This window comes from Hymenobacter sp. BT559 (genome assembly GCF_016427535.1).
Taxonomy (GTDB): Bacteria; Bacteroidota; Bacteroidia; order Cytophagales; family Hymenobacteraceae; genus Hymenobacter.
In genome coordinates, this window is sequence record NZ_JAELXV010000004.1 from 38,798 (window position 1) to 57,148 (window position 18,351).

The following is an 18,351-nucleotide window of genomic DNA, read 5'->3' on the forward strand; positions in this document are numbered from 1 at the left end:
CGCCTTTGTTACCTGCTCTTTGCTCATTGTTAATTGCTCATTGAAAGCAATGCCCTCGCACACCGAAGAGAATTATTTAAAAACCATCTATAAGCTAGCCGAGGCCGAGCCGGGGCAAGACGTGAGTACCAACCGCATTGCGGCGGCGCTCACCACCCGGGCGGCCTCGGTGACGGATATGCTGCGCCGCTTGGCCGAGAAGGAATTGCTGCGCTACGAAAAATACCGCGGCGTGCAGCTCACGCCCGAGGGCCGGCGGCTGGCGCTGCTCACAGTGCGCAAGCACCGGCTGTGGGAAGTATTTCTGGTGCAGCAGCTGGGCTTTAACTGGGACGAGGTGCACGAAGTGGCTGAGGAGCTGGAGCACGTGCAATCGCCGCTGCTGATGCGGCGGCTCGATGAGTTTCTGAACTACCCCACCCTCGACCCGCACGGCGACCCCATTCCGGCCGAGGATGGGGCCATGCGCCGCCCCACCCAGCGCCTGCTAGCCGAACTGGAAATAGGCGAACGCGGCACCCTAGCAGCCGTTAAAGATACTTCCGCGCCCTTCCTGCAGTACCTCGACAAGGTAGGCCTGCCCCTAGGTGCCCAGGTTAAAGTACTGGATAAGGTAGCGTTTGATAACTCACTAGAGCTCCGTATTAACCGCGAGCGTACTATTTTGATTTCGGCCGAAGTTGGGCGCAATTTGTTTGTAACGTAGCCGTGTTGCGCTGGCCATTTGCTGGCGCGCATAGGGCCGTATACAAAATCCGACCAACCCGAAAAATTCGACGAATCCGTGGTTCAGACACTATCCGATACTATTGTGGCTTTGTCCACGCCGCCCGGTGCGGGCGCGCTGGCCGTGGTGCGCCTTTCGGGGCCCGAGGCGGTAGCCATCACCCAGGCGCTGTTTTCGAAGAAAAACCTGGCTGCCCAGCCCGGCCACACCCTACACTACGGCACCCTGCGCGACCCCGCCAGCGGCCAAATCCTAGACGAAGTAGTAGCGGCCCTCTACCGTGCGCCGCGCTCCTACACCCGCGAAGACGTAGTGGAGCTGTCGGGCCACGGCTCCGACTTCATTGTGCGCCAAATACTGGCTGCGCTGCTGCGCCAAGGCGCTCGCCTGGCCGAAGCCGGCGAGTTTACCAAGCGCGCTTTCCTAAACGGAGCCCTCGACTTGGCCCAGGCCGAGGCCGTGGCCGACCTTATCGCCGCCGACTCGGCGCTCTCGCACCAGGTGGCGCTGAACCAACTGCGCGGTGGCTTTTCGGACGAGCTGCGCGGGCTACGGGCCCAGCTCATCCAGTTTGCCGCGCTGCTGGAGCTAGAGCTAGACTTTGGCGAAGAAGATGTAGAGTTTGCCGACCGCACTGGCCTCACACGCTTGCTCACGGAAGTACAAGGTGTGGTGCATGGCCTGCTGCGCTCGTTCGAGCTGGGCAACGTGATTAAGAACGGTATCACGACCGTAATCGCTGGGCGACCTAACGCGGGCAAGTCTACGCTACTCAACGCCTTGCTGCGCGAAGAGCGCGCTATCGTATCGGCCATTCCGGGCACGACGCGCGATTTTATTGAGGATGAAGTCAGTATTGACGGGCTGCGCTTTCGCTTTGTGGACACGGCCGGCCTGCGCGACGACCCCGCTGACGAGGTAGAAGCCATTGGGGTGCAGCGCACGCGCCAGCGCATTGGGCAAGCAGCCCTGCTGCTATATCTCTTCGACTTAACGGCTATGACGCCGGCTGAGGTAGAAGCTGACCTAGGCGAGCTTACGGCCGCGCATCCCAAGCTGCCCGTGCTCGTGGTAGGCAACAAGCAAGACGCGGCAACGCCCACGCAGCTCGCTGCCTTTGCAGCGCTTTCTTTCCAAGACGTTGTGCTTCATACCATTGCTGCGGCGCCGCGCCAGGGGCTCGCGGAGCTGCAGGAAGCCTTGCTCACGCAGGTGCGCGGCGCTGGCCTGGCCACCACTGGCGCGGCCACTATCGTTACCAATGTGCGCCACGCCCGCGCCCTGGAGGCCGCCGCGCAGCACCTAGGGGCCGTGCAGCTGGGCCTGGCCACCGGGCGCGGCACCGAGCTGCTAGCCGCCGACCTGCGCCACGCCCTCGGCGCACTAGGCGAAATCACGGGTGATATCTCGTCGGATGACCTACTGACGAGCATTTTTACCCAGTTCTGTATCGGTAAGTAAATCGCAGATTCAAACGAATTTTTAGGATTTCACAGATACGCTTTCTGCGCGAGCTGACTATACGAAGGGCTTGAGTTGGGCTCTATACATAACCTAAGCTTGGATATACCAGTTCTAGTATAGGCGAGCAGTTTCTTATGTCTTGTGTAAGAGCTCCTCTTACTCCACCAGTCAGCCTGCCGCCGGCAGGCGTATCTGTGAAATCCTAAAAATCCGTTTGAATCTGCGGTCCGGCAGTTAGCTTCGCGGCCAGATTATTCCCTGACGTTTACCACCCACTCTTCTTTAGTACAATGGCAGAAACTGCTGACCTCACCCTCGACGGCAAGACAATTAGCTTGCCCGTTATCGAAGGCACCGAGCACGAAAAGGCCTTCGACATCGGCAAGCTGCGCGACCAAACCGGCTACGTTACCTACGACCCAGGTTACAAGAACACTGGTGCTACCAAAAGCGCCATCACGTTTCTCGACGGCGAGGAAGGCATTCTGCGTTACCGCGGCTATCCCATCGAGCAGCTCGCCGAGCAGGCCAGCTTCCTGGAAGTAGCTTACCTACTGATTTATGGCACCTTGCCCACGCAGGCCGAGTTTGATGCCTTCCGCTACAAGATTTCGCAGCACACACTGGTGCCCGAAGACGTGCGCAAGATTCTCGACGGCTTCCCCTCGTCAGCTCACCCCATGGGCATCCTAGGGTCTATCGTGTGTTCGCTCACGGCCTTCTATCCGCAGAGCATTTCGCCGCAGATGAGCGCCGAAGAGCTGGACCTCAACATTGTACGCCTCATTGCTAAGATTACGACCATCGCGGCTTGGAGCTACAAGAACTCGGTAGGTCACCCGTTCATCTACCCCCGCAACGAGCTCGACTACACGGCCAACTTCTTGTACATGCTCTTCAGCTACCCCACCGAGGAGTACAAGCAAAACCCCGTGGTAGTGAGCGCCTTGAACAAGCTCTTCATCCTGCACGCCGACCACGAGCAAAACTGCTCGACCAGCACCGTGCGCCTGGTAGGCTCCAGCAACGCTAGCCTCTATGGCTCGGTATCGGCCGGCATCAACGCCCTATGGGGCCCGCTGCACGGCGGTGCTAACCAAGAGGTTATCGAAATGCTCGAAGCCATCGAGCGCGATGGTGGCGATACCAGCAAGTTTATCGCCAAGGCCAAGGACAAGAACGACTCGTTCCGCCTCATGGGCTTCGGCCACCGGGTGTACAAGAACTTCGACCCGCGCGCCAAAATCATTAAGAAGGCTGCCGACGAGGTCTTGCAGGCCCTAGGCGTGCAAGACAGCCCGCTGCTGAAAATAGCCAAGGAGCTGGAAGAAGCCGCCCTCACCGACCAGTACTTTGTAGACCGCAAGCTGTACCCGAACGTGGATTTCTACTCGGGCATCATCTACAAGGCCATGGGCATTCCGACCGAAATGTTCACCGTGCTCTTTGCCATCGGCCGCCTCCCCGGCTGGATTGCCCAGTGGAAAGAGCTGCGCGAAAACAAAGAGCCCATCGGCCGCCCCCGCCAGATTTATACCGGCGAAACCGAGCGCAACTACGTGCCGATGGCCGAGCGAGCCTAGGTAGCTAGTTACCAACAACTAAAAGCCCCGCCTGCTACTAGCAGGCGGGGCTTTTAGTTGTTGCTTCTCCCCTATTTCAGCGGTTAGTAGCGCGCGTTTTCTAGCTTGCGCTGCTACTAAATTTCTCGCTTGAGGGTGATAAGGAAACTGGTGGCAGTACCGGCCGTGGTCACGCTTAGCATCGACACCATTTCCCACCCTAGGGCCCCCAGCTGGTTGAGGTGCTCGTTGAGTTGCTTGTAGTCGAATAAAGAAGCCACTTTTAGTATCCAGCAATTTGTACTCGAATTTCTTCATCATAACCCGCGGATTTCGGCCGCCGCCGATTTAGTCTCAAGCTATATCGGCGGTGGCGCAAATGCATTACAGCCGGTGGGCCGTCATGTTGGCCCGCAGCTGCTGGTAGGCCAAGCGCTGCTCGGGCCGGAGCAGGGTGGCAAGGGCGTGTTCGTAGCGGCGCTGGTAGTCGGCCAGCTGCTCGTCGCGCTCAGCGGCGGGGGCTTCGGCTAGGTTCAGCTCAAACTCTAGCTGGCGGCGCTCTTCGAGGTAGCGCAGGTGCAGCTGCTTTACTTGCACGTACTGGCCTTCATCGAAGTGGATGCGCTGGGCCAGGGCCTGCGTGAGCGCGGTAGCGTGGATGGCGACCGACTTAGGAAAGGTCTTAGGTTCTTCGCCGGGGCCATGAGCGGGGCGGGCACTGGTGAGGCCCGTCAGGAGGCAGGCGGCAGCTACTAGGTTTTTCATGCGTAAAAAAGGTAGAGGTTGGAAAAAGATGATGTTGTGTAAAGAGCCAGTCAGCAGCGTTGCCTAGGTGGCCGGGGTAACTGATTTCAAACCTACACGCTTTTTATTTTTTGGACAAAATCGGGTGACCATGTCACTTTTTTAATCAGGCCATTTTTCACAAAAAACACAACCCTCTCATTTTCGAGTTTTTATTTCAACTTGAAAAAGCTAAGCTTGAGGCATAAAAAATGCCCGCACAAAGGCGGGCACTACATTTTATTCGAACAATCCTAGTAAATTTTCGCCTTCTTAAAGCCTTGCTTTAAGTCTGCTTTACAGAATTCGCAGCTCGATGCGGCGATTTTGAGCGCGGTGGGTCTCCGTATCGTTAGCAGCAAGGGGCCGGGTTTCGCCATAGCCTTTGGCTCGCAGGCGGCTGGCGGGCACGCCTTGGCTGGTGAGATAGTCTAGTACTGCCTGGGCGCGGCGCTGGCTCAGGCTTAGGTTGGCGGCGGGCGTACCTACGTTGTCGGTATAGCCAGCCACTTCTACACGCAGGCTGGGGTCTTGGCGCAGAAACTCAACCAGGCGGCTCAGCTCGGTGCGCGAGCGTGGCTTGAGCGTGGCTTTATTCGAGTCGAAAAACAGGTTGTTGAGTACCGCACTCCGGCCGCTCTTGGCCGGGTCGAGGTAGATGTCCAAGGTCAGCGGGTCGAACTTTTGCTGGTTGGAATAGTCGAAGCTCAGGCTCTTGAGTAGGTAGCCGGGCGCGGCGGCGTACATGGCGTAGGCGCGGCCCTCGTTGAGCACGGCGGTGTACTCGCCGGTTTCGCCATCCGAGTACACTTGCTGCGTGAGGGCATTAGTATTTAGGTCGAACAGCTGCACCACGGCCTCAATGGGCTTCTTGGTCACGGCGTCGAACACACGGCCCTGGGTATAGGTGCTGGTTTCGCGGGCGCGGGCACTGGCGGGCACTTCGCTGCCGTAGAGCAAGATGGCGGGCGGCAGGCCCGGCGCATCGCCCGACTGCGGCCGCTCGGTGCGGGTATAGTAAGCGCGCTTGTTGTCGGAGCTAATGAAGAGCGAGGCCTCATTAGCAAACGTGTTGAGCGGGTACCCCACGTTGAGCGGCTCGCTCCACTGGCCCTTTTCGTCGAGGTAGGCCCGGAAGATGTCGGAGCTACCTAGGCCCACCCGGCCATTGGTACTGTAGTAGAGCGTGGTGCCGCTGGCATGAATGAAGGGCGCCAGGTCGTCGCGGGTGGTATTGATGGGCGCGCCTAGGTTGCGGGCGGCGCCCCAGTTGCCATCGGCCCCGATGGTGGTCACGTAGATGTCGTAGCCGCCCACGCCGCCACCGCGGTTGGAGGAGAAGTACAGCGTGCGGCCATCGGCCGATAGCGAGGGCTGCGAATCCCAAGCTTTGGAATTAACCAGCACGCCTAGGTTGCGTGGGGCCGTCCATTGGTTGCCGCGCCGGTGCGAGATGTAAAGGTCACAGTTGCCGAGGCCACCCGCCCGGCCGCAGCTGGTGAATACCAGCGTCTTGCCATCGCCTGAGATAGTGGCCGCGCCTTCGTTCTCTGGCGAGTTGATGACCGGTGAAATCGACTGCGGCGCCCCAAACTTGCCGTTGGCATCGACGGCGCTGATGAGCAGGTCCTCGTTTTCCTGGCCTTGCTTCTCGGGGTTGCGGCGCACCGTGAACACCAAGAAGCGGTTATCGGCAGTGAGCACCGGGAAGTACTGGTTACGAAATTGGTTGAGCGGCGCGGCCAGGCGCTCGGGCGGCGGGCCAGTGGGATGCGCCATGGCCTCGGCCGCAAAGTCACAGTTTTGCAGCTGTAGCTTGGCCGTTTCCACCTGCGTTTTGTTGGTGGGGTTAGTTTTCAAGTAATTGGTGAAGGCTGTGCGCACGGCGGCGTAATCGCCTACCTCCCCGGCTAGGCGGCCCATGACGAAGTAGTCGGCGGCACGGGCGGGCTCCACGGGCAGCTTGCTGAGGCCCGCCTGGTAGGCTTCGAGGGCCCTAGGGTGGTCGCCGAGGGTTAGCAGCAGGGAAGCCTTGCGCAGGTATGGCTCGCCGTAGTCGGGATACTTATCCGTAAGCTGCTGCCACACGGCGAGGGCCTGCTGGGGCTGGCGGTCGCGTTGCAATAGCTGCTGCGCCTTTTCGTAGAGGCCGCGGGCTTTGTTGTCGGTGATGCTGGCGGGCACTTGCGCCAGGGCGGGCGCCGTGGCTAGGCCAACCAGCAGGCTGGCAGAAAACAGGAATTTGGGCAGCATAGAGCAGGAAAGTCGCAAACGAGTACCCTAGGCAAGGTATTCTGACCAACCTAACGGTACAAGCCGCCGGACCGTTCAGGTTGCCTTCACCCAGGTGCCGCAAAGATGCACTGCCCCGCCCGCTACGGGATGTCGAGGTATTTGTGTGTTTGCAGCGACACCTGCCAGCGCGGATTAGCCTTCACGTACTCGATGAGGGCGGGCGTCATGCGGGCGGCGCGGCTCCACTCGGGCTGCAGGTAGAGGCGCGTGGTGCTGGGCACCAGGGCCGCGTGCTCCTCGGCCCATTTGAAGTCGCTATCGTTGAAAACGATAATTTTCAGCTCGTCGGCGTGGGCCAGCACTTCGGGCAGCGGGGCCTTAAACTTCTTGGGCGACACGCATATCCAGTCCCAGTTGCCCGAGAGCGGGTGCGCGCCGCTGGTTTCAATCCAGGTTTTAAAGCCAGCCTCTTGCAAGGCCTTGGTCAGCGGCAGGCAGTCGTGCATCAGTGGCTCGCCACCCGTAATCACAACGTTGCGGCCAGGGTACTCACTGGCCGACGCTACCAAGTCGGCAATGGCGTAGCGCGGGTGGGCGTCGGCGTCCCACGACTCTTTTACGTCGCACCACACGCAGCCCACGTCGCAGCCACCTAGGCGAATAAAGTAAGCCGCCCGTCCCGTATTAAACCCTTCGCCCTGAATGGTATAGAACTGCTCCATTACGGGCAGCGCCGCAGCGGGCTCGTTGGGCGAAAGAATGGGCAGGGCAGCAAAAAAATCGGTAACGGCAGACATAAGCAACTAAAAAAGGGCGCGACTTACGTCAACGCCCGAGGCGCGGCCGGGGGTTCCGGCCGCTCAAATTTACGAAGTAACTTATTCTTATCTGTCATTGCGAGCGTAGCGAAACAATCGCACTAGGACTGGCTCGCCTAGGTCCCGTTTGGGTGCGACTGCTTCGCTATGCTCGCAATGACAGGACAACTTTATTTCGGGTAGATTTCGCCCTTGGCCGCGCGCAGCGTATTTAGCAGCAGCATGGCAATGGTCATGGGGCCCACGCCGCCCGGTACGGGCGTAATGCGCGAGGCCAGTGGCGCCACTTCGGCAAAGTTCACGTCGCCCTTCAGGCTGAAGCCGCTCTTCTTGTTGGCGTCGGTCACGCGGGTTGTGCCCACGTCAATCACCACCGCGCCGGGCTTCACCATGTCGGCCGTTACAAACTCGGGCCGGCCGATGGCGGCCACGATGATATCGGCCTGGCGCACGATTTCGGGCAGGTTCTTGGTGCGCGAGTGGCATAAAGTAACCGTGCAGTTAGCCGTCTCCAAGTTCTTAGCCAGCAAGATGCTAACGGGCGTACCCACGATGTTGCTGCGGCCGATTACCACGGCGTGCTGGCCGCTGGTTTTGATGCCGGCGCGGGCCATTAGCTCCACGATGCCCGAGGGCGTGGCGGGCAGCAACGCGGGCAAGCCAGCCACCATGCGGCCTAGGTTGGTGGGGTGAAACCCGTCCACGTCCTTCTCAGGGCGAATGGCTTCAATCACCTTCTCGGCGTCGATGTGCTTGGGCAGCGGCAGCTGCACAATGAAGCCGTCGATGTCGGCATCCTCGTTGAGCTGCTGCACCTGGGCCAGCAGCTCGGCTTCGGTAATGTCGTCCTCGAAGCGCAGCAACGTGCTACCAAAGCCCACGCGCTCGCAAGCCAGCACCTTGTTGCGCACGTAGGTTTCGGAGCCACCATCGTGGCCTACGAGAATGGCGGCTAGGTGCGGCACTTTCTGGCCGGCTTCCTTTAGGCGGGCTACCTCGGCAGCAATTTCAACTTTGATATCCTCGGCGGTTTGCTTGCCGTCGATGAGATGGGGAGCTTCTTGGGGCATAAGGTTGCGCGGACTTTGTAGTCCGCGATTGGTTGAAAAAGGTATCTATTACATCGCGGACCAGCACCAAAGGGCAGCTTGGCTACAGTCCGCATACTTACTTACCGCATGGCAATACCCGCCGCTGTTAGGCGCTGGTAGATGCCGGCCAGTAGTTCGCTTTTCAGCACGTCCTCCTGGCGAATGTTGTTTATCCAGAACTGCACTTTGAGGTCGTAGCCGCTGGTGGTGATGCTACTAACCAGGATTTCGGGCGTGATGCGGTGCAGGGTGTTAGGGTTAGCTAGAATCTCCTCGCCGATGAGGCGCCGGGCCTCGGCCAGGTCGATATCGGGACCTAGGGCCAGGGCCAGCTCGGTGCGGATGTGGCTGTTGCTGAGCGTCCAGTTGATGACGTGGTTGCTAAGCAGGTCGCCATTGGGTAGGATGATTTCGGAGCCAGCCTGCGATGTGAGCTTGCTAGCCCGGATACCTATATCCTTCACCCGGCCCGTCTGGCCCTTCACCTCGATATAGTCGCCCACCTGGAACGGCCGCTCGAAGATGAGAATCACGCCCGACACAAGGTTGTTGATGATATTTTGCAAGCCCAGGCCAATACCGACACCTAGGGCGCCCAGCACAATGGCAATTTTATCGACCGGCAGCCCCGAGGCGATGGTAGCCAGAAACAAGCCCACGGCCAGAATCCCCAGCCGAACAGCCACCATCCAGGAGCCCTTGCGGTTGGCATCGGCGTTGAAATCATCGTCGGTTTCGCCGAAGAAATACCCCACGTACTTCTGCAACTGAATAGTAATCAATACAATGCCCACGAACAGCAAAATATTACCTAGGGTAAACGTAGTGCTGCCGAGCTGGTGCGGCGCCGTGAGCGCGTGCTCAATCAGCCGGTAAAAGAGGTTGTATAGGTTTAGGTTGGAGGTGAACAGCATTAGCCAGAGCACGCCCACCACTACCACCAGCGCCTTGCGCAGGCCACTCTCAATTTTGCCAAAGCTGAATCGGGCCGACATGCCGCCCGCCAACCGGCTGCGCTTGACTTGCAGGAAAAAGGCCTCGGTGGTGACCCGCACAAAGGCCGAGAGCGCCACTATCTGGGTCAGCCCAAAGATGGCCGTGGTGCTGAACATCTTGGCCAGGCTCACCCGGCCGAAGGCATTGGCCAGGATGGCCAGCGCGTTTAGAAAAATGAAGAGCAGCGCCACCGGCCGCACAAAGCCCGCAATGAGGTGGCGCTGCCGCAGGTAGCGCCAGAAAGCGAACCCCAGCACGCCCGCACCCACGTTGAGCAGCACCGCTACCCAGCGCATACCGAGGCCCGGTGCCCGCACCGCATAGCCTATCGTGAGCGCAAAAAACGCCCCCACAATACCGAGCCAGTACCAAAACAACGGCCGCGGCCAACTGCGCCAACCCAGCACCGTAAGCGTGAGCAGCAGCAGCAGTTGCAGCAAATCGGTATAGGCAGCGGGCGCGTGCAGGTCGAAAAACGGAGCCAGGCTGAACACCACCAGCAGCGAGGCCGCCACCGGCACCGGGCCTAGGTAGCGCAGGCGGTGCTCAGGTATCTCGGCCAGGGTAGTAGCGCCCGTAGCTGGCGTCTGGGCCGCCAGGCGCAGCGCCCGAAAGTTCTGAAACACCCAGCCGAAGAAAGCCAGCGCGAGGATGGCCATCCATACCCAATAATCCCAATTTTCAGCAAAGTAATAGCCTGTGAGCGAGCGCTGGGCAGCGTACGACTCGCGCACCAAGGCGCTAGTTTCTTCATCGGCCCGGATGCGGCTGGGGTGCCAGAGTGGCGGCAGCTCAGCCTGGCGGTTGCGGCCGTTGAAGCGGCCCATCTGCTCGCGCACCACGTCTTGCAGCTCCAGCACCTGGATGTAACCGTCAGATACCCGCGTTTGCAGGCCGGTTACGGTTTGGCGGCTGCGGCGCAACAGCACGGTAGCTTGGTCTTCCTTGCCTTGAAGGCGACCTAGGGCCCGACCCACGGGAGTAGTAACGGGCGGGCGAGCAGCAGCGGGCGGCAGCTGTCCGCTCAGTGTATCGAGCCGGGCCTGCATAGCGGCGAGTTGCTTGCTGCCATCGGCCAGGGTTGTACGCCAGCGGCCCAGCTTCTCCTGCATGTCGGCCAGCAGCACGCGGTACATCTGCAGCTGCTTCACATCTACCACGTTGCCGTACTGGTCGAGGTTCTCCCGAATGATATCAAGGTTGTCCTCCACCGTGGGTAGGTCGTCGCTGAGGTCTTCGGTATTGGTAGCGCGGCGGGCAGTGCCGTTGATGCGGCTCAGCACGAAGTACGCCCGCTCTACGCGCTGGGCCAGCGAATCGGGCAGCGCGGGCGGCGGCTGGCGGCGGGCGGGTATCTTGGCTTTAGCAGCCGGCTTTTGCGGCGCGGGGGCGGCCACTACACTACCTAGGTGGCCTGCCAGCAACAGCAGGAATATTATCCGAAAAGATACAGCGAGAGCTAATTGACGCATTCAATAATAGGATGTGATACAGTATATTGGCTTCTGTAGCAACCACTTTCGGGCCACCGTTCACTTTTATATGAAATATTATTTTAAAGCTTTAAAAAAGTATGCAAATGTTGAAGGCCGCGCAAGCAGGGCAGAATACTGGAACTTTATGTTATTTAATTATCTCATCTCGCTGGTGGTAGCTTTTATCGAAATCCGCCTGCGCACCAACTTCCTGGCTATTACTTATGCAGCAGCATTATTTCTACCGAGCCTCGCCGTCGGCATGAGAAGAATGCACGACCTAGGAAAGTATGGTATATATGCCCTCATACCGGTTTACAGCCACATCCTAGCTTGCTTCGCGGCCACTGCAGGCCCTAATGCCTACGGGCCTGCTCCTGGCAAACGGTAAGAAGTAGCCAACTGGTCTTTACGCACACATACCCAAACCCTTATTGAAAAAGGCCGGCCCCCTCGCAGGGGCCGGCCTTTTCGCTACTAGTCAATCTTGAGCACCGCCAGAAACGCTTCTTGCGGAATCTCCACTGAGCCCACCGAGCGCATCCGCTTTTTGCCTTCTTTCTGCTTTTCGAGCAGCTTGCGCTTACGCGAAATATCGCCGCCGTAGCACTTGGCAATTACGTTTTTGCGCAGTGCCTTCACCGTTTCGCGGGCGATAATCTTCTGGCCGATAGACGCCTGAATGGCGATGTCGAACATCTGACGGGGCAGCAGCTCGCGCAGCTTTTCGCAGAGGCGCTTGCCCCACTCGTAGCTCTTGGAGCGGTGCACGATGGCCGACAGGGCGTCCACCTTCTCGCCGTTCAGCATCACGTCGAGCTTCACCATGTCCGACTCGCGGTAGCCAATTAGCTCGTAGTCAAGCGAGGCGTAGCCGCGGCTAATGGTTTTGAGCTTATCGAAGAAGTCAAATACAATCTCCGACAGCGGCAGCTCGAAGTTCATCTCCACGCGCTCGGAGGTCAGGTAGCTCTGGCCTTTGATGATGCCGCGCTTCTCCATGCAGAGCGTGATAATCGGCCCCACGTACTCCGACGCCGTGATAATCTGCGCTTTGATGTAGGGTTCTTCAATGAGCTTAATCAGGTTCGGCTCCGGCATTTCGGACGGCGCATTGATGATAAGCTCCTGGTCTTTGGAACCTAGGGCGTGAAACTGCACGCTGGGCACGGTGGTAATCACCGTCATGTTGAACTCGCGCTCCAGGCGCTCCTGCACGATTTCCATGTGCAGCATACCTAGGAAGCCGCAACGGAAACCGAACCCTAGGGCCACTGAGGTTTCGGGCTCCCACACCAGCGAGGCGTCGTTGAGCTGGAGCTTTTCCATGCTGCTGCGCAGCTCCTCGTACTCAGTCGTATCGACCGGGTAGATGCCAGCAAATACCATCGGCTTCACATCGGCAAAGCCCTGGATGGCCTCCGGCGTGGGGTTGCCCACCGTCGTGATGGTGTCGCCCACCTTCACCTCGCGGGCTTCCTTGATGCCCGAAATGAGGTAGCCCACGTTGCCGGCGCTCATTTCGGTGCGCGCCTCCTGGTTGAGCTTGAGCACCCCGATTTCGTCGGCGCCGTACTCCTTGCCGGTGGCCATGAAGCGCAGCTTGTCGCCCTTGCGCATAGTACCGTTCTTGATACGGAACAGGACCTCAATACCACGGTACGAGTTAAATACCGAGTCAAAGATGAGCGCTTGCAGCGGAGCCTCGGGGTCGCCCTGCGGCGCGGGAATGCGCTCGCAAATGGCGTTCAGAATGTTCTCGATGCCGATGCCAGCCTTACCCGAGGCGTGGATAATGTCTTCCGGCTTACAGCCAATGAGGTCCACAATTTCGTCGGTTACTTCCTCCGGCATGGCGTGCGGAAGGTCGATTTTATTGAGCACCGGAATGATTTCCAAATCAGCCCCAATGGCGAGGTACAAGTTGGAAATCGTCTGCGCCTCAATACCCTGCGAAGCATCTACAATCAGCAGCGCGCCTTCGCAGGCGGCAATGCTGCGGCTTACTTCGTAGCTAAAATCGACGTGGCCAGGCGTATCAATCAAGTTGAGCGTGTACAGCTCCCCTTTGTAGGGAAACTGCATCTGGATGGCGTGGCTCTTGATGGTGATGCCGCGCTCGCGCTCCAGGTCCATGTTATCGAGGAGCTGGGCCTGCATGTCGCGCTTGGCCACGGTGCTCGTGAACTCGAGAAGCCGGTCGGCCAGCGTGCTTTTGCCGTGGTCGATGTGGGCAATAATGCAAAAATTACGGATATTCTTCAACGGAGAGCGGTTTTATCGCACACGAAGATACGGCCGATTTGCGGCCAGTTGTATGTTTGGGTATGGACCCACTCGCGACGGCTACTGCCCAGCTGCCCCCTACTGGTGCCCCCAGAGCCAGCGCGGCCCGTGTGGCGCACGGCAAGTTTCTGAAGATATTCTTCAACGCCACGGCCTGCTACCTACTAGCGTACCAGCTCGTAAGCCTGGCGTACCAAGCAGCCACGGTGTACGTGGCGCGGCGAGCCAGCGTGCCCGGTTTGTGGAACCTAGGTGGCGTGCGGTTTGAGCTGGCCGACAGTGGCTGGCGGCGCGACATGGTGCTGGACATTTACGGCGCAGGCCCTGCGCTGGTACTGCTGCTGGGTGGGCTGAGCTTTCTGTGGTTTTGGCAGCGGCGCCAGCAGCCGGGCCTCGGCAAGCTGCTGCTGCTGTGGGTGGCCCTGCACGCCACCAATACGGTGCTGGGCGGCCTGCTCGCCGATACGGTAACGCAGTCGGGCTCATGGTACCTGCCCAACTGGCTGCTGGGGCTGGGCAGCACCTGGCCCAGCACAGTGCTGGGGCTACTTTTTGCGGCAGGGCAGGTCGTGCTGGGGTTTGGGGCGGCCGGGCCCTTTTTGCAAGCGCAAGACTCGCGCACGATTATGCAGTTTGACCGGCGGGCGCACCTGGTGGTGTACGCCGTGGTGGGTCCCTGGCTGGTGGGCTCGCTTTTGCTGGCGCTCAGCAAAATGCCGCACCTAGGGGTAAACGAAGCGCTGCACTACGCCACCATGAGCCTGCTACTGATTCCGCTGACTATGGGCTGCCAGCGCGAATTCATCCGCGAGCGCGAGCTGCTGCCCCGCCCCACCCGCGTGGCCTGGGGCTTGGTGGGGTTGGCGCTACTGGCCCTGCTAGCGTGGCGGCTGGCCTTGGGCGCGGGCGTGGCTTTCCAGTAGATTGGATGGCCGTGGCTCGGGTTACAACGCCCAAGCTACTTGTTAAGCAACTCTGCGCTAGGCGCCAGGCACAGCGCCCGGTATTCGGTGGGCGTCATGCCCTCTAGCTGCCTGAACATGCGGGTGAAATACGCTAGGTTGCTAAAACCTGCCTTGAAGCAGATTTCGGTGATGCTGAGCGTTGGGTTGCGCAGGCAGCGCTTGGCCAGGCGCATGCGCTCCTTAATAATGTAGTCGATGGGCGACAAGCCAAATTCTTGCTTGAAGGCGCGGAAGAAATTGGGCTTGCTCATGTAGGCCTGGGCGCTGAGCTCATCGACACTGATTTTCTCGGCAATGTTTTGCTTGATGTAGTGCAGCGTGTGGGCAAAGCGGTTGGAAGTAGCTAGCACGGCCACGTTGCTTTCGGTGGCGTGCAGGCTTTGCAGCTGCATCAGGCGCAGCAGCAGCTCCTTCACGGCAAAATCGGCCAGGATGTCCTTATTCTGGGAATCGTCGAACCCTAGGCGTACCAGCTTATAGATGAGCGCCGTTATCTCTTCATTATTGTAAAAGTGGTGCTGCGTGAAGCTAAAGCTCCACTTGGCGCCTTCGGTGCGCGGGTAAAACTCGTTGAGGTAGTTGACCGTGTCGATGATTTGGAGCCGGTCGATGGCCAGCGCCACACACTGCGTGGGATTGGCATCCGAGGCCTCCGGGAAGTCAATCATCATCTTAAGGTGGGGCGGCACCACCATTGTGTGGCCGGGCAGATAATGAAAGGCCTGCTGGTCGAGCAGGTGCATTACCTTCTTACCGCGCAGCATATTGGTGAGCACTAGGTCGTTGAACGATTGCACCACCTGGTCGCTGGGCACCAGCGTTTCCAGAATGCTTAGCTCATACTTTTCTAAGGTCTGCACCCGGCGGTGGTCGATAAGGGTGGTTAGCTCGTGCGGCGGGGTACGCGGAATAATGGGCAATAAATCGGCGGATGACATAGTGGAAGAGAATAGCGGAGTGAGAATAGGAGGAGTAATGGCTTGCCCGGCGGCCTTGCTCACAAGACAAGCCTGCCTTTGCTAGGATACTGCCAGCGGTTGCTAGGATAGTGCAAGCCTTGCTTTTTAGGCGATTCTACTTTTGTGAAGCATTTATCGGCCGGCTAAAATGCTGGCCAAAACGCCTCTTTCTTCCTAATAAACCAGGGTTGAAAAAGCAGCAGTAGTTTCCCGATGAGCGAGTTAGATACCGATAGGCTAAGCCACGACCTGCGCCACAGCTTGCAGGTAATTATTCAAGAAAACCAGCGCCTGGCTGCGCAAGTAGATTTTGCCCCAGTGGCGGCCCTGATACCGCTGCTTCAACACGCCAAGCGGGTCTTTGTTGTGGGCGCGGGCCGCACCGGGCTAGCCCTTAAGGCCGCCGCCATGCGCCTGATGCACCTAGGATTCACGGTGTTTGTGGTGGGCGAGACTACTACCCCAGCCATTCAAGCCGGCGACTTGCTGCTAGCCGGCTCGGGCTCGGGTACTACCAGCACCATCGTGAAAGCGGCCGAAAAAGCTAAAGCAGCCGGGGCGCAAGTGGTGGCTATTTCTACCACCGCCGACTCGCCGCTGGCGGCACTGGCTACGCAGGTAGTGGTACTGCCCGCCGCCCAAAAGCAAGACCACGGCGGCACCATCTCGCAGCAGTATGCGGGTAGCCTCTTTGAGCAGTTGGTGCTGCTACTCACTGATGCCATTTTCCAAACGCTGTGGGCGCTGGATGGCACCCCAGCCGAAGAACTCTGGAAACGACACGCCAACCTGGAATAACCCCTAGGTGGCTTTTAACTAGTTTATTTTTCTTACCTCTGACCCCAACTGCCCCATGGCTAAGTTACAAGTTGCAATCGACCTACTGAGCACCAAAGAAGCCCTCGAACTGGCTGCCAAAGTTGCTCCCTACGTGGACATTATCGAGCTGGGCACCCCGCTCATCAAAAGCGAAGGTCTCGCCGTTATTAAGGCCATGAAAGCCGCGCACCCCGACAAGCTAGTGTTTGCCGACTTCAAAACTGCCGACACCGGCGAACTAGAAGCTGGCATGGCTTTCGGTGCGGGCGCTGACCTAGTTACCATCCTAGGCTCGGTAGACGACGCCACCGTAATCGGCGCCGTGAAAGCTGCCAAAGAGCACGGCAAAGGCGTGGTAGTAGACACCATCGGCGTAAAAGACCGCGTGAAGCGCGCCCAGGAAGTGAGCAAGCTCGGCGTTGAATTTGTGGAGCTGCACGCCGGCCTAGACGAGCAGGCTCAAGAAGGCTATTCCATCCAAGTGCTCATCGACGAAGCCAAGCGTGCTGGCGTGCCCGTATCCATCGCGGGCGGCGTCAACCTGAAGACCATCGCGGCCGTGAAGGCAGCCGGTGTGGCCGTAGCCGTAGCCGGTGGCGCCATCTACGGCGCCGAAGACCCCGCTGCTGCCGCCAAAGCCCTGCGTGAGGCGCTAAATGCTGCCTAGGGTACTCGCACTTACGCGTAGATTTCAAAGAGCCCCGGCAGGTCGCCGGGGCTCTTTTCGTGTTAGGCAAGTTATCAAAACCAGCAGAGTTAGCCTTAGTAAAGAGCTATTGAATAATTAGGTGCCCTAGGGCGCCGCCGCTAGTAGCACCGGCGCTGCAACCCCAAAGAGCAACTAGGGGCTCTGCCTAAGTACTGGCACCACGAAGGGGCCGTCGTTCTGTACTATGAATATTCGTTTTGTTGGCTACCTAGTGGCTACTAGTTTAGGAGTTGGGGTTGCGCTGGCCAAGCAGGTGCAGCCCAGCCAATCTGTGGAGGTACGGGTAGTAGATAGCCAGCGCAAGCAACCTATCCCCTATGCGTCGGTAGGCGTGGTGGGCCGCCCCCTCGGCACCGTGGCCGATGCTCAAGGCGGCTTTTTGCTGGCGCGGGTGGGTGCCGCGCCCACCGATACGGTGATAATTTCGTGCGTGGGCTACCAATCGCGCCGGCTGTTGGTGGCCGACCTAGGCAAGCTGCCCGAGCTGACGCTGACGCCCCAGGCCGCCGCACTCCAAGAAGTACAGGTGCGCGCCGACACCTGGAAGCGCCGCAACGTAGGCCGCGAAGGGTCAGGTGGCTTCACATTCTATAACTTCCACTTGCAGGCCGATAAAGAACCCGCCAACAAGCTGGGCCGCGAAGTGGGCGCCATCCTAGGGGTGAAACCCAACAGCTTTGTGGAAGAAGCTTACGTGTACCTCAGACAAAGCAGCTTCCGGCACCTGCGCTTCCGGCTCAACGTGCGGGCCCTGGATAGCCAGGACCACCCAGCGGCCAGCCTGCTCACCCAGGATGTGCAGTTTGCCGTGGCTGACTCCACTGCCAGCTGGCAGCACCTTGACCTCAAGCCCTACAACATCAATGTAGGCCCGCAAAGGCGCATCGCCGTGACACTAGAGTGGCTCGACGGCATCCCCACTAAGCAACAAGAATGGTACAGTGTCTCGATTCCAGCGGCGCTGTCGGCCACGCATCGCATGGTATTTCGAGACAAGTCGGAAGACCAGTGGAAAGTGCAGCCGATTAATTTGAGCTTGTATATTACTACCGTGAGCCCTGATTGACATAATTAATCCGCATGATTGACTTCACTCTTTGGCTCGAATTTGAGGAATTTTATTTTTCGGCTAGCCACGACTTCGCAACTGGTCAGCTTGAGACACATGACTGGAATAACAAAAATGACTTTTGCAACATACACGTTACGCTCGCTGATGGCCGACGCTACGGTATTAATGTGTGGACATTTGACTTTCTTGCGACTACCGTCAGCCAAGACAAAGCAAGCGGCGAGAACCTAGGTGGTATTTACCAAATACCACCTGACTTATTCGTGCATGAGCTTACCCGCGAGTGCATTGAGGCTACTATCGCAGACCTTCTAAAACGTGGCAACTTAGAGACTGTATTGAATCCATCAATTATCGATTCCACTTTAGCTGAATACGAAGGATAGAATA

The 18,351-nt window shown here is 58.8% G+C and carries 17 protein-coding genes; 9 read left to right on the plus strand and 8 right to left on the minus strand.

Annotation, left to right across the window (positions count from 1 at the left end):
* The first annotated feature begins 49 nt into the window (after positions 1-49).
* The 3 genes from JAO77_RS14720 to JAO77_RS14730 all read left to right on the plus strand — a co-directional run bounded on the left by JAO77_RS14720 (position 50) and on the right by JAO77_RS14730 (position 3,774).
* Positions 50-706, plus strand: coding sequence for a metal-dependent transcriptional regulator (locus tag JAO77_RS14720; RefSeq protein ID WP_198991137.1), 657 nt, complete (start codon positions 50-52; stop codon positions 704-706).
* 78 nt (positions 707-784) lie between these two features.
* Complete coding sequence (mnmE, locus tag JAO77_RS14725; RefSeq protein ID WP_198991138.1) at positions 785-2,188, plus strand: tRNA uridine-5-carboxymethylaminomethyl(34) synthesis GTPase MnmE; 1,404 nt, start codon at positions 785-787, stop codon at positions 2,186-2,188.
* 293 nt (positions 2,189-2,481) lie between these two features.
* Positions 2,482-3,774 (plus strand): citrate synthase, encoded by a 1,293-nt coding sequence (locus JAO77_RS14730; RefSeq protein WP_198991139.1) that lies wholly within the window; start codon positions 2,482-2,484, stop codon positions 3,772-3,774.
* A 116-nt stretch (positions 3,775-3,890) separates the two neighbouring features.
* Here JAO77_RS14730 and JAO77_RS24390 read toward each other — a convergent pair whose 3' ends face one another.
* The 6 genes from JAO77_RS24390 to JAO77_RS14760 all read right to left on the minus strand — a co-directional run bounded on the left by JAO77_RS24390 (position 3,891) and on the right by JAO77_RS14760 (position 11,148).
* On the minus strand, positions 3,891-4,034 hold the full coding sequence (locus JAO77_RS24390) for a DUF4177 domain-containing protein (RefSeq protein ID WP_198991140.1): 144 nt from the start codon (positions 4,032-4,034) through the stop codon (positions 3,891-3,893).
* 103 nt (positions 4,035-4,137) lie between these two features.
* A complete protein-coding gene (locus tag JAO77_RS14740) occupies positions 4,138-4,518 on the minus strand; it encodes a hypothetical protein (protein ID WP_198991141.1) in 381 nt (126 codons plus the stop codon).
* A 315-nt stretch (positions 4,519-4,833) separates the two neighbouring features.
* Positions 4,834-6,789, minus strand: coding sequence for an OmpA family protein (locus tag JAO77_RS14745; protein WP_198991142.1), 1,956 nt, complete (start codon positions 6,787-6,789; stop codon positions 4,834-4,836).
* A gap of 122 nt (positions 6,790-6,911) precedes the next feature.
* Positions 6,912-7,568 carry a 7-carboxy-7-deazaguanine synthase QueE gene (locus JAO77_RS14750; RefSeq protein ID WP_370550220.1) on the minus strand — a complete coding sequence of 219 codons (657 nt, stop codon included), beginning with the start codon at positions 7,566-7,568 and terminating at the stop codon, positions 6,912-6,914.
* A gap of 191 nt (positions 7,569-7,759) precedes the next feature.
* Entirely contained in the window at positions 7,760-8,659 is a 900-nt protein-coding gene (locus JAO77_RS14755; RefSeq protein ID WP_198991143.1) for a bifunctional 5,10-methylenetetrahydrofolate dehydrogenase/5,10-methenyltetrahydrofolate cyclohydrolase, read from the minus strand.
* Between the two features lie 101 nt (positions 8,660-8,760).
* Positions 8,761-11,148, minus strand: coding sequence for a mechanosensitive ion channel family protein (locus tag JAO77_RS14760; protein WP_198991144.1), 2,388 nt, complete (start codon positions 11,146-11,148; stop codon positions 8,761-8,763).
* Between the two features lie 70 nt (positions 11,149-11,218).
* Between JAO77_RS14760 and JAO77_RS14765 the strand changes: the two genes are divergently transcribed.
* The gene (locus tag JAO77_RS14765; protein ID WP_198991145.1) at positions 11,219-11,542 is read left to right on the plus strand and encodes a DUF805 domain-containing protein; all 324 of its coding nucleotides are present in this window, start codon (positions 11,219-11,221) and stop codon (positions 11,540-11,542) included.
* An 86-nt stretch (positions 11,543-11,628) separates the two neighbouring features.
* Here the strand turns inward: JAO77_RS14765 and lepA are convergent, their stop codons facing one another.
* Complete coding sequence (gene lepA / locus JAO77_RS14770) at positions 11,629-13,416, minus strand: translation elongation factor 4 (protein WP_198991146.1); 1,788 nt, start codon at positions 13,414-13,416, stop codon at positions 11,629-11,631.
* A gap of 62 nt (positions 13,417-13,478) precedes the next feature.
* Here lepA and JAO77_RS14775 point away from each other — a divergent pair, with 62 nt between their 5' ends.
* The gene (locus tag JAO77_RS14775; protein WP_198991147.1) at positions 13,479-14,360 is read left to right on the plus strand and encodes a hypothetical protein; all 882 of its coding nucleotides are present in this window, start codon (positions 13,479-13,481) and stop codon (positions 14,358-14,360) included.
* 35 nt (positions 14,361-14,395) lie between these two features.
* Here JAO77_RS14775 and JAO77_RS14780 read toward each other — a convergent pair whose 3' ends face one another.
* The gene (locus JAO77_RS14780) at positions 14,396-15,340 is read right to left on the minus strand and encodes a helix-turn-helix transcriptional regulator (protein ID WP_198991148.1); all 945 of its coding nucleotides are present in this window, start codon (positions 15,338-15,340) and stop codon (positions 14,396-14,398) included.
* Positions 15,341-15,574: 234 nt separating this feature from the next.
* Between JAO77_RS14780 and hxlB the strand changes: the two genes are divergently transcribed.
* The 4 genes from hxlB (at position 15,575) to JAO77_RS14800 (ending at position 18,347) form a co-directional block, all read left to right on the plus strand.
* Positions 15,575-16,159 carry a 6-phospho-3-hexuloisomerase gene (gene hxlB, locus JAO77_RS14785; RefSeq protein WP_198991149.1) on the plus strand — a complete coding sequence of 195 codons (585 nt, stop codon included), beginning with the start codon at positions 15,575-15,577 and terminating at the stop codon, positions 16,157-16,159.
* A 55-nt stretch (positions 16,160-16,214) separates the two neighbouring features.
* On the plus strand, positions 16,215-16,847 hold the full coding sequence (hxlA, locus tag JAO77_RS14790; RefSeq protein WP_198991150.1) for a 3-hexulose-6-phosphate synthase: 633 nt from the start codon (positions 16,215-16,217) through the stop codon (positions 16,845-16,847).
* A 226-nt stretch (positions 16,848-17,073) separates the two neighbouring features.
* Positions 17,074-17,955 carry a carboxypeptidase-like regulatory domain-containing protein gene (locus JAO77_RS14795; RefSeq protein WP_198991151.1) on the plus strand — a complete coding sequence of 294 codons (882 nt, stop codon included), beginning with the start codon at positions 17,074-17,076 and terminating at the stop codon, positions 17,953-17,955.
* A gap of 14 nt (positions 17,956-17,969) precedes the next feature.
* A complete protein-coding gene (locus JAO77_RS14800) occupies positions 17,970-18,347 on the plus strand; it encodes a hypothetical protein (protein WP_198991152.1) in 378 nt (125 codons plus the stop codon).
* Positions 18,348-18,351: the final 4 nt, after the last annotated feature.